An 11687-nucleotide genomic window follows, 5' to 3' on the forward strand; every position below is an offset into this window, starting at 1 on the left:
TTTACAACCCCTTGCTGATATATAGTCCTACTGCCGCCAGCACAAGGCTAACCGCCCAGAAGGAGACAACAACCCGCCATTCCGACCAGCCGCCGAGCTCAAAGTGATGGTGGATCGGGCTCATTCTGAAAATGCGCTTGCCGCGCGTTTTAAAGGAGGCTACCTGCAAAATAACAGACAGCATCTCAACCACAAAAACTCCGCCAATCACAACAAACAGCAGCTCGGTTTTGGTCACAATCGCAATCGCCCCGATCGCACCGCCAATTCCGAAGGAACCGAAATCTCCCATAAATACTTTTGCCGGATGGGCATTAAATACCAGAAAACCTAATACCGCCCCGATCATCGCTGCTGCGCAGACACCGGCAGCAATCGAGGTAGCCTGCATGGCCACTACGGCAAAGGCGGCAAGCGCGATCGCGCTGACACCCGACAACAATCCGTCTACTCCGTCAGTAAAGTTTACTGCATTCGTGACCGCCATCATCATGAGGATAATAAATGGATAGTAGAACCATGCGCCCCAATCGAAGCTGATGGAGGTTCCCGGTATGCTGATGCCTGTGTTATGGCCGGAGTTAATCAACAGAACGCATAACACCACCCCGATCAGCAGTTGACCTGCCAGCTTTTGTCGGGCTGTAAGTCCCAGCGAACGCTTGAAAGCAATTTTAATATAATCATCAAGGAAACCAATCAGCCCGTAACCGAGCGTTGCTACCAAAAGGACATAAAAGTCCGAATTCACCACGGAAAATTTCAGAAAAGATAAAGTGAAGGCCACCATAATAATGATACCGCCCATGGTAGGCGTTCCAGCTTTTTTCAAATGAGTTTGCGGTCCGTCATCACGAACCTGCTGTCCGAATTTCATCCGTCTCAGCAGCGGAATGATCAGCGGAGCGGCAATGACCGCAAGGATAAAGGACACAGCAATCGTCAGCAGCAGCAGTTGATAATCCATGGGTACACCCCCTCCAATATGTTAAGTTTGCTCAAAATGTTTGTTTAGGCTGTGCAGTACTTCTTCCAAGCGCATCCCTCTGGAAGCCTTGAACAGCACTACATCGTCAGGACTGCATTTCCCGATCAAGACGGAAGTCAGCTCCGCTTTGTCCGTAAAAGAAAAGACGCGTTCTGCTCCGAATTTGTCCCTTGCCGTCTCAGCAATGTGGGCGGAGAGTGGTCCATAGGCAAAGACCAGATCCGTTTCCTCAGGATCGAGATAAGTCCCGATCTCCTGGTGGAACCGCACTTCATCCGGCCCAAGTTCCAGCATGTCCCCCAGCACAGCGATTCGGCTGCCAGTGCATTTCATAGACTGCAGCACATCAATCGCTGCTTTCATCGAGGTAGGACTGGCGTTATAAGCATCATTCAGCAAGGTAAGCCCCGAAGAGGTCAGCATCACTTCAATCCGCATGCCGGTCAGCTTAAGCCTCTTCAGTCCATCCTCTATGCGGTCATCAGTTACGCCGAAATGACGTGCAACCGCAAGCGCGGCCAATGCGTTGACTACATTATGCCTGCCCGGCAGCGGGAGCGTATAGGCACGCTCCTTGTGGAGGTAACTCGTAAAGGTCATACCTCCGCTGTGCGTCATCATCCCGGTCGGATAATCATCGTTATCCGTAGAGATGCCGAAACGCAAGGTTTGCATTCCCTCGGGCGCATGGAAGGAGGCTTCAGCCATAACCTCAGCTAGCAGCGGCTCATCCCCGTTATAGATCAGCAGACCTCCCGGCTTCAGTCCTTCGGCAATCTCCAGCTTGGCCCGGGCAATCTCCTTGCGGGAACCGAGCTGCAGCAAATGGGATTCACCTACATTCGTGATGACGGCCACATCAGGCGCAGCGAGCGAAGCGAGCAGGGCGATTTCGCCCCTTGAGCTCATCCCCATCTCCAACACGGCGATCTCCACATCCTCGCGCATAGAAAGGACCGTAAGCGGCAGTCCGATATGGTTATTGAAATTGCCTTGAGTTTTATGAACCTTAAATTGTCCTTCAAGCAAGGCTGTAATCATATCCTTGGTAGTCGTTTTGCCGTTGCTGCCTGTAACCGCAACAACCTGCGGAGCAATTTCGCTCAAATAAGCAGCAGCCAGCTTCTGCAGTGCAGACAGCGTGTCTTCTACCAGAATAACCCCGCCGCCTTCAGGCGCAGTCCCCTTATCCTTCTGCCATAGCGTTGCGGCCGCTCCCGCAGCCAAAGCTGCGGCACCATAATGATGTCCGTCAAAGTTGTCTCCGGCAAGCGGAACGAACAGACAGTCAGACGTAATTTTGCGGGAATCGGTAACTACTCCGGCAATCTTCACATTCATATCTTCAGCGGAAAACACTTCTCCCCCGCACATGTCAGCGATATTTCGCAGCGTTCTTGTAATCAATAGCTTCGGCCCCTTATCACTTCTTTGGCGACAATGCGGTCATCGAAATCATGAACCACTCCGCCGATCAACTGGTAGGTCTCATGACCTTTCCCCGCAATCAATACTACATCGCCGGGGCTTGCCATTTCAATAGCTTTTCTGATCGCTTCCCGCCGGTCGGGAACCATTTCATAACGTTCCTGCGCTACCCCATCCTCTTTCAGTCCCGCTTCAATATCCCGCAGAATCAGCAGCGGATCTTCAGTCCGTGGGTTGTCAGAGGTCACAAATACGTTGTCGCTGTATTTGGCTGCGATCTTCCCCATCAACGGCCGTTTAGTGGTATCTCTATCGCCGCCGCAGCCAAAGACGGTAAGCACTTTGCCGGTTGCAAATTCGCTGACTGCCTTCAACACATTTTCAAGGCCATCCGGTGTATGGGCATAGTCAACGATAACCGCAAAGTCCTGCCCCTCATCCACCGACTCCACCCGTCCGTCCACACCTGGCACAGACTCTAAGCTGGCTTTGATCTCTTGAAGCGGCACATCTTCTAGAAGAGCGGCAGTGATAGCGGCAAGTGCATTATATACGTTAAACTTGCCGACCATGCGCAGAGAAATGTCTGCCTCACCCTTAAACGTATCCACATGGAAAAATGTTCCTTTGGATGTGATCGAAATTTGTGAGGCTCGGACATTTGCCTTGCTGTCGATGCCATATGTAATCACTTCCGCTGCAGTCTGGGCAGAAAAATAAGCGCTCGCCTCATCGTCCGCGTTAAGTACGGCATATTTGCGCTCTTCTTTCCAGGGAGAAATAGCGTTGCCGAGACGGGAGAAGAACAGGCCTTTAACGGCGCGATACTCTTCCATTGTATGATGATAATCGAGATGATCCTGGGTTAAATTCGTAAATATTGCTGTGCGGTAATCCGTCCCCTTCACGCGTCCTTGCTGCAGCGCATGGGAGGATACCTCCATCACGCAGCAATGTACACCTTTAAGCACCATATCTTGAAGCGTACGCTGCAGTTCAAGCGACTCCTGCGTGGTGCCTGACATCGGATAACTTTGTCCGTCATACCGCATTTGAATGGTTCCGATCAGTCCCGTTTTTACACCATGGTCCTGCATGATCCGTTCAATCAGATAAGTGGTGGTAGTTTTGCCGTTGGTGCCAGTGATCCCTATCATTCTCATGCGGCTGCTAGGCGATCCGAAGAAGACATTTGCCAGCACGGACATAGCAAACCTGCTGTCATCCACTACGAGCTGGGGCAGATCAATATCCAGCCGCCGCTCGCAGACGATGGCAGCGGCTCCACTCGCGGCAGCCTGCGGGGCAAATTTATGCCCATCCACAGTATGTCCCGGCAAACAAATAAATAAATCACCCGGTTTCACCTGGCGGGAATCCGTCTGAAGATCGGAAATCTCTGTGTCACCATCGCCGTATAGGCGCGAAGCTGCAAGACAAGAAGATAGTTCATTAATGTTCATAGCAATCCCTCACTCTGCTTTGTCATTCTTATCATTCACCGGAAGACCCCATATAAATCCTGATTGTCGAGCCTTGTTCGACTCTAGCTCCCGCTTTGGGGGCCTGATTGACTACGGTATTGCCTGAGCCTGAACGCACGAGCGTAAAATTCATATTGAGATCTTCATAAATATCTTGAACTGTGGCGCCTGTCAGATCGGGAACCGTCACAATCGGAGTCTCCCCGTACTTATAGGTTTTGGGAAGCTGGTCTTTACGCTCCGGCACCTTCAAATAACGCAGAGAGTCCTCAAGAATGTTCTGTACGATCGGAGCCGCCACCACGCCCCCAAACTGTATGCCCTGTGGATTATCCACCGCAGTGTACACAACAATCTGCGGGTCATCCGCAGGCGCAAAGCCTACAAAAGATACGATATGCTCCGTAGGAGAATATCGGCCATTGATTACTTTCTGTGCCGTCCCTGTCTTGCCCCCCACACGGTAGCCGTCAATAAATGCCGGCCTCCCGGTGCCTTTGGCAACTACGCTCTCAAGGGCAGCCCGCACCTTCTTCGAGGTTTCCTCGGAAATAACCTGCCGCACTTCTTGCGGCTTCACTTCCGATACCGTCTCACCTGTATCCGGATTAATCCATGCCTTGGCAACATGAGGCGTGTACAGCTTACCGCCGTTTATTGCCGCAGACACTGCCGCAATCTGCTGAATCGGTGTAACCGACACCCCTTGGCCAAAGGCTGTTGTAGCGAGTTCCACCGGCCCCACCTGCGAAGGCTTGAACAGGATGCCGCTTGCCTCCCCGTTCAAATCGATCCCCGTCTTCGTGCCAAAGCCGAAATCACGGATATATTTGAACAAGGTATCTTTGCCAAGACGCTGGCCCATCACGACAAAACCCGGGTTGCAGGAATTCTCCACCACTTCCAGAAAGGTTTGGCTGCCATGGCCGCCTTTTTTCCAGCAGCGCAGCTTCGCCCCGCCGACCTCAATAAAACCGGGGTCAAAAAAATGCTCATGCTGCAAATCCACCTTCCCCTCCTGCAGCGCCGCAGCCAGGGTAATAATCTTGAATGTCGAACCCGGTTCATACGTCATCCATATCGGCAGATTACGGTTATACACTGCCGCATCGTATTCCTTGTAAGCGCCCGGCTCATAACCCGGCCGGCTCGCCATTGCCAGAATCTCGCCATTCTTCGGATTCATGGCAATAGCCCAGCTGCCCTGAGCTTGATATTTCACCATTGCCTGATCCAGCTCACGTTCCATAATGGACTGGATCTGCTTGTCAATGGTCAACTGCAGACTCAGTCCCTCCTGGGGTTCGAAATACTTCTCAGAGGAGCCAGGCATTAACCGGCCGCCTGCATCAGACAAATAGGATATTTTCCCGTCAATTCCCCGCAGCAGTTTATCGTAAATATTCTCAACGCCGGTGATGCCCTGATTATCAATTCCCGTAAACCCAAGAATATGGGCCGCCAAATCCCCGTAAGGATAATAACGTTTGTTGTCCTCAGCGACAACGATGCCCGGCAGCTGCAAATCACGGATGCTTGCGGCAAGCTCCATCGTAATTTTGCGGCCGCCGGGCTGTAACTTCACCGAAGACTTCCCTTTAGACAGCAGCGTCACTAGCTTCACCTCAGTCATGCCGAGTAGTGGAGCCAGCTGTTGTGCTGTTCCTTGCTTATCCTTCACCTGCACAGGAACCGCATAAATCGTAGGCGAGCTGACATTATAGGCCAGTGACGTCCCTTCACGGTCCAATATTTCACCGCGTTTTGCAGTAAAAGGTATGTCACGGCGCAGCAAATTTTCCGCCTTGGCGCTGAGTTCTTCGCCTTTGGACAACTGCACATAGGCAAGACGCACGGCCAGAGAGCCGAACAATACGGCCAATCCCAGCAGCGTCCACAGCATTCTCTGCCGAGTTACGACTTTCGAAACCTTCATTCCGTTCTCCCCGCTTTCGCTCGTATAGACATGATCTCTTATCACATGACTATTCGGGACAAACAGGGCTTAGAACAGCCTGTACGATTGCCGCTCGTAAGCTAATCGGGCTAACACGGTTTTACCGCTGCCGGAACGGCTTCGGTTCACTTCTTTAAATAGCCTGAGATTCCCGGCTACTCTTCCGCTGCATCCTCCGCAGGTACCGTAACCGGGATATCCTCACCGTATTCATTGATCGGATTGAGCTTCAGAGTAACCAGCGGCTTGCCATTTTTGATGCCTTCCGTTTGCTCGGAGACATACCCTTCGCCATCCACTGCAATGCCAATCTTCAGAAGATTGAGAATTTCCAATGCATCCCGCAGGGATTGCCCGCGCAAATCCGGAATGGTCTGTTTCTCCCCCTGCTGAGTTAACAGGTAAATGCGCTGTCCTGTTGCAAGCACAGTTCCTTTCTCTGGGTACTGGCTGACCACAGTAGCTCCTTGACCCACCGTTTCAAAATCATATCCCCCATTGATAAGCAGCTCTCTGGCTGCCTTCACGGTTTTGCTGGTCAGATCAGGTGCCTTGCGCTGTACAGAGGCTTGCGCCTTGACCGTTTTCTTGCCGCTGTCCGTATCGCTCGCGTCACCCGTTTTGGGCACGCCCATATAGGGCAGAGCCTGGGATACGATCTCCTTGAACACCGGGCCCGCCGCGACACCGCCGCCGGCAGCGTCAGCAGGCTCGTCAATGATGACATAGACCGCGATCTTCGGATCATTGACCGGTGCGTATCCGAGAAAGGAAGAGCGCACCTTGTCCCGGTCATAACCACCCTTGCCGTCTGGCTTGATCGCCGTCCCGGTCTTGCCCGCCACACGGTAGCCCTCAATGTAGGCATATCTCCCGGTCCCATGCTGCAAATCCGCAACAACCTGCTCCAGATAGCTTCCGGTCTCGCGTGCGCTTTCCTTCGAGATGACCTGACGCACAACCTCAGGCTGGGTGACCGTTGTCTTCCCGGTATTCGGATCGGTAATTTCCTTGACGACATGCGGTACCATCAGCTTGCCGCCGTTCGCAATCGCTGCCACCGCCGTAAGCTGTTGGATCGGAGTAACTTCCAATTTCCCGTGACCGTAAGAAAGTGTAGCATTTTCCGACACATTATTCGGGTCGGGGTTAACACGCCCGATGATTTCTCCCGGAAGGTCGATACCTGTTTTATCTTTGAAACCAAAATCAGTGATATATTGCAGCAGCCTTTCCTTTCCAAGCATTTCATAGCCTAGCTTAACAAAAGCTACGTTGCTGGAACGTTTAACCCCTTCAAGGTAAGTGATTTCACCCCATCCTACTCTGTTGATATCAGGAATAGGCTTGCGCAAACCCTTGAGTTTGATTTGGCCGGACATGAAATAGGCATTCGGATCAAAGAGGTTTTCCTCCACCGCACCGGCCAGCGTTACAACCTTGAACGTCGAGCCCGGCTCAAATCTCGACATGATGGCGTGGTTATAGAAGTCCCCCGGTTTCGTTTCCGAATTCCAGAATTCATTGGGATTGAAGGTAGGCAAATTGGCCAGGCCCAGAATCTCCATCGTGTTCGGGTCGGCGGCAATCACACTTATGGACTTTGGTTTGTACAGCTCATAAGCCTTTTTCATCGCTTCTTCGATGTAATACTGAATTGTGCTGTCGATGGTCAGCTTGAAATCACTGCCGTTCACGACAGGCTGAAAAGTATCCTGTGAGTCAGGCAGCTTAAATCCTTTGCCGTCACTCTGGTAATTGAGCTTGCCGTCGACGCCTTTAAGCTGCTTGTCGAAATATTTCTCCAGCCCCGCTATGGCAATGCCGTCTCTGTCGGTATAACCCAAAATATGCGCGGCAAGTGTTTTCTTGGGATAATAACGCCTCTGCTCCCTGACCGTGCCGACGCCGGTTTCAAGAATATCATGCTCCTTGCGGAGCTTTTTGATAAAAGCGTCCACTTTGTCCTTCATTTCCTGATCGATTTTCCAGCCTTCGGTGCGGACCTCGCGATTCTTGAGAAGATTGCCTTTATCATCCTTGGCCTCAACCAGTATCTTCAACTGATCCACCGGCTTGTTCAGCAGGTCATGCAGACCCTGAATAACTTCTTCCCCGATCTTCAGCTCAGCAATGACTGCAGGGTCCACCACAACGGTATACGCCGGGACATCACTTGCCAGAACAATGCCGTTGCGGTCCTCAATCGTTCCCCGCACCGCTTTAATAACCGATTCATGGGCCCACTGCTTGGCCGCCTTTTCCTGCCAGGACTCGCTTTGCAGAACCTGTATCCAGAACACCCTGGCGACTAAAACAAGAAAAAAGAGGGTAATACACCCTCCTATAAACAGCGTGCGAAGTTTTATTCTTTTTAACATAAGGAAACCTCACAAACTCTATTATTGCGACTTCTGCCAATCGCTATTGGTTATCTCCGTCAGTTGAAGTACTGCCCACCGGCACATAAATAGTGGTATCCTCAGGCGGCTGCACGTATCCCAGCTTTTTTGCCTTCTCGATTACCAGCTGCTCTAAATTCTGCTTCTCCATCTGATAGGTGGCAATCTGCTTTTTGTTGTTTGCAATTTCGCTGTCCAGCTTCTGAGCCTGCAAATTCAAATCATAAATGTGGACGTAACGCCAAATCAGGGCGACAGCCACCAGCACGAATGCTCCCAGTGTCAGCATATACATCAGCTTCTCCTGCAGTGGAATCACCATCCGCCTAGTGACAACTTTTGTCTTCTCGCGGTAAAGCGGGTTTACCTCTTCTTTTCTCTTGGGTTGAACTGCTAAATTGCCGCGGGTATAGGCCATCTCTGACTCTCCTTTATCGTCTTTTTACAATTTCTCTGCAATACGCAGTTTCGCTGAACGGGCGCGCGGGTTAAGCTCCAGCTCTTCCTCGGAAGGAACGAGCGGCTTGCGGTTAATTAACTTGAGAGTGCCTTCAGCGCCGCATACGCAAAAAGGAAAGTCAGGCGGGCAAGTGCATCTGCTTAAATAGCTGCTGAAGATTTGCTTGCAAATCCGGTCCTCCAGAGAATGGAAGGTAATTACTGATACCCTTCCTCCGGGTGCCAGGCAGCGCACTGCTCCATGAAGTCCTTCCTCGAAAGCGCCAAGCTCGTCGTTCACGGCGATTCTCAGACCCTGAAAACTGCGTTTGGCGGGATGTCCACCCGTCCTGCGCGCAGCTGCAGGGATGCCTTCCTTAATCAGCTCAGCCAATTCGCCTGTACTTTCTACCGGCCGTTCCTCTCTTCGCTCCACAATTTTGCGGGCGATCCGCCGCGAGAACTTCTCTTCTCCGTATTGGAAAAGCACGCGGGCGATTTCCTGCTCGCTCCATGTATTGACGATTTCGGCTGCAGTCAGCTCTGCGGACTGGTCCATCCGCATATCAAGCGGAGCATCGTGATTATAGCTGAACCCCCGTTCCCCTTCATCGAACTGGGGTGAGGATACGCCAAGATCAAACAGGATTCCGTCGACCTGGGGAACGCCATCTTTTTGCGGCACAAAAGGAAGCTCCTTCAGCACCTGCTCAAGATCGCGGAAGTTGGTCTTAACCAGAACAACCTTCTCCCCGTATTCAGCCATCTTCTCCCTCGCATTGTTCAAAGCCCACTCATCCTGATCCAGACAGATCAGCCGGCCTTCGCCGCTAAGCTTGGATGCGATAAGAGAACTGTGTCCGGCTCCTCCGAGCGTACAGTCAACGTAAATCCCATCCTTCTTGATGTGCAGCCCTTCTGTCGCTTCTTCCTTAAGCACCGTGATGTGGTGAAACAAGCTGCATCCCTCCAGGGCAGTATTCGAATTGTGTTTGTGTATGTTATAGATCAAAATTGAAATCCACCAATTTTTCGGCAATCTCGTTGAACGATTCCTCTGACTGTTCGAAGTACTGCTCCCATAGCTCCTTGTTCCAGATCTCCACCCGGTTCGAAACGCCCAGAATAACACAGTCCTTGTCCAGCTTGGCATATTGCCGCAGATTCCCCGGCAGATTCACCCTGCCTTGCTTGTCCCATACACATTCTGTCGCTCCTGAGAAAAAAAAGCGGCTGAAGGCACGGGCATCCGATTTCATCAGTGAAAGGCTTTTGAGCTTTTGCTCCATGATTCCCCATTCTTCCATGGGATAAACAAACAGGCAGGAGTCGAGGCCGCGGGTCGCTACGAAAGAGGTTCCGAGCAATTCACGGAACTTGGCCGGAATAATGATACGGCCCTTGTCGTCAATGCTATGCTGGAATTCCCCCATAAACATAGTTTTACCCACCCCTTGCTACCGATTCCCCACTTTACCCCACTTTACACCACCTAAGCATAATAGATTCGCCATTAAAAATCAAAAACCTTTTTCCGCAGCAAGGTAATTTTTTCTTGTTTGTCAAGTCATCCCCTCCACAGGCACCTGACTCCATGCATTCATCCATCCGGATCAAAAAAAGAAGCCCGCACCATATACATGGCAACGGGCCTATCGATAAAGGATAAAATACCGCTTAGTCGTTCAAATTCCAGCTGTCCAGATATTCCACCTGCGCTGGAGTCAGGCTGTCGATAGCAATTCCCAGACTTTCGAGCTTGTAGCGTGCCACCTGCTCATCCAGGTCATAAGGAACATTCTCCACTTTGACACCGATGCTCTTGTAATTATCATTCACATATTTAAGCGACAACGCCTGCAAAGCGAAAGTTGTATCCATTATTTCCGCCGGATGCCCATCGGCCGCACCCAGATTGACCAGCCGGCCTTCAGCCAGCAGATACAGCTTGCGTCCGTCCTTCAACTGGTATTCCTCGATATTTTTACGCACAGTGCGCTGGGATACCGATCGTTCCGCAAGTTCCGGTTTATTCACTTCCACATCAAAATGTCCGGCATTGCACATAATTGCGCCGTCCTTCATAACATCATAATGCTCGCCGCGGATGACATACCGGTTGCCGGTAACCGTAACGAAGAAATCACCGCGTTTGGCCGCTTCCAGCATCGGCATCACATGAAATCCGTCCATATGCGCTTCCACTGCCTTGATTGCATCCACTTCAGTGACGATTACGTTAGCGCCCAAGCCTTTAGCCCTCATGGCTACCCCTTTGCCGCACCAGCCGTAACCGACTACAACCACGGTTTTGCCTGCTACAATCAGGTTGGTTGTACGGACGATCCCGTCCCATGCCGACTGGCCCGTACCATAACGGTTATCAAACAAATATTTGCAATACGCATCATTGACGGCAACCATCGGGAACTTCAGGATGCCCTGCTTCTGCAGTGCCTTCAGCCGAATGATCCCTGTAGTGGTTTCCTCAGCACCGCCGCGGATATTCTCCATCAGGTCGGGACGTTCCGAATGCAGCAGGGTCGCAAAATCTCCTCCGTCATCGATGATCAGATCCGGCTTACTCTCCAGAGCCTTGATATTCAGTGCCTTAAACTCCTCCGGTGAGGGATTATATTTGGCGAACACTGTAATGCCGTCTTCGACAAGCGCCGCGCAGACATCGTCCTGGGTCGACAGCGGATTTGATCCGGTTATTGTAACTTCAGCACCGCCCGCCTTGACTACCTTCGCAAGATAAGCCGTCTTTGCTTCCAGATGCAGCGTAATCGACACCTTCAGCCCTTTGAAAGGCTGTTCAGCTTCGAACTGCTCGCGGATGCGGTTCAGCACCGGCATATGCTGGCGGACCCAGTCGATTTTCAGATGCCCTTCATGCGCGAGCGACATGTCCGCGACAATACTATTTTCTTTCGACATTGAACTCATTTATGAAACCTCCTAAAAGTTTTGTAAACATAGACTTCCTT

General features: G+C 51.5%; 9 protein-coding genes. All 9 read right to left on the bottom strand.

Annotated elements, in window-relative coordinates:
* Position 1: 1 nt before the first annotated feature.
* Entirely contained in the window at positions 2-967 is a 966-nt protein-coding gene (mraY, locus tag NSS79_RS26310; RefSeq protein ID WP_340896967.1) for a phospho-N-acetylmuramoyl-pentapeptide-transferase, read from the bottom strand.
* 21 nt (positions 968-988) lie between these two features.
* Positions 989-2395, bottom strand: a complete 1407-nt coding sequence (gene murF / locus NSS79_RS26315) for a UDP-N-acetylmuramoyl-tripeptide--D-alanyl-D-alanine ligase (protein ID WP_342436793.1) — start codon at positions 2393-2395, stop codon at positions 989-991.
* On the bottom strand, positions 2392-3879 hold the full coding sequence (locus NSS79_RS26320) for a UDP-N-acetylmuramoyl-L-alanyl-D-glutamate--2,6-diaminopimelate ligase (RefSeq protein ID WP_340896965.1): 1488 nt from the start codon (positions 3877-3879) through the stop codon (positions 2392-2394). The genes murF and NSS79_RS26320 overlap by 4 nt, the downstream gene beginning before the upstream one ends.
* A gap of 31 nt (positions 3880-3910) precedes the next feature.
* Positions 3911-5836: a stage V sporulation protein D gene (locus NSS79_RS26325; protein ID WP_340896964.1), complete on the bottom strand. Its 1926-nt coding sequence runs from the start codon at positions 5834-5836 to the stop codon at positions 3911-3913.
* Positions 5837-6012: 176 nt separating this feature from the next.
* Positions 6013-8238, bottom strand: coding sequence for a penicillin-binding transpeptidase domain-containing protein (locus NSS79_RS26330; RefSeq protein ID WP_340896963.1), 2226 nt, complete (start codon positions 8236-8238; stop codon positions 6013-6015).
* 43 nt (positions 8239-8281) lie between these two features.
* Positions 8282-8677 carry a hypothetical protein gene (locus tag NSS79_RS26335; protein ID WP_038595373.1) on the bottom strand — a complete coding sequence of 132 codons (396 nt, stop codon included), beginning with the start codon at positions 8675-8677 and terminating at the stop codon, positions 8282-8284.
* Positions 8678-8701: 24 nt separating this feature from the next.
* Positions 8702-9655: a 16S rRNA (cytosine(1402)-N(4))-methyltransferase RsmH gene (gene rsmH, locus NSS79_RS26340; protein WP_340896962.1), complete on the bottom strand. Its 954-nt coding sequence runs from the start codon at positions 9653-9655 to the stop codon at positions 8702-8704.
* Positions 9656-9698: 43 nt separating this feature from the next.
* Positions 9699-10136 (bottom strand): division/cell wall cluster transcriptional repressor MraZ, encoded by a 438-nt coding sequence (gene mraZ / locus NSS79_RS26345; RefSeq protein ID WP_038595376.1) that lies wholly within the window; start codon positions 10134-10136, stop codon positions 9699-9701.
* Positions 10137-10374: 238 nt separating this feature from the next.
* Positions 10375-11646 (bottom strand): adenosylhomocysteinase, encoded by a 1272-nt coding sequence (locus NSS79_RS26350; protein WP_076109040.1) that lies wholly within the window; start codon positions 11644-11646, stop codon positions 10375-10377.
* Positions 11647-11687: the final 41 nt, after the last annotated feature.

The sequence above is a fragment of the Paenibacillus sp. FSL L8-0436 genome (assembly GCF_038593025.1).
Taxonomy (GTDB): domain Bacteria; phylum Bacillota; class Bacilli; order Paenibacillales; family Paenibacillaceae; genus Paenibacillus_AQ.

Coding starts and splice junctions, on each gene's coding strand:
- mraY (WP_340896967.1), bottom strand. CDS start 967: ATGGATTATCAACTGCTGCTGCTGACGATTGCTGTGTCCTTTATCCTT.
- NSS79_RS26320 (WP_340896965.1), bottom strand. CDS start 3,879: ATGAACATTAATGAACTATCTTCTTGTCTTGCAGCTTCGCGCCTATAC.
- NSS79_RS26325 (WP_340896964.1), bottom strand. CDS start 5,836: ATGAAGGTTTCGAAAGTCGTAACTCGGCAGAGAATGCTGTGGACGCTG.
- NSS79_RS26330 (WP_340896963.1), bottom strand. CDS start 8,238: ATGTTAAAAAGAATAAAACTTCGCACGCTGTTTATAGGAGGGTGTATT.
- NSS79_RS26335 (WP_038595373.1), bottom strand. CDS start 8,677: ATGGCCTATACCCGCGGCAATTTAGCAGTTCAACCCAAGAGAAAAGAA.
- mraZ (WP_038595376.1), bottom strand. CDS start 10,136: ATGTTTATGGGGGAATTCCAGCATAGCATTGACGACAAGGGCCGTATC.
- NSS79_RS26350 (WP_076109040.1), bottom strand. CDS start 11,646: ATGAGTTCAATGTCGAAAGAAAATAGTATTGTCGCGGACATGTCGCTC.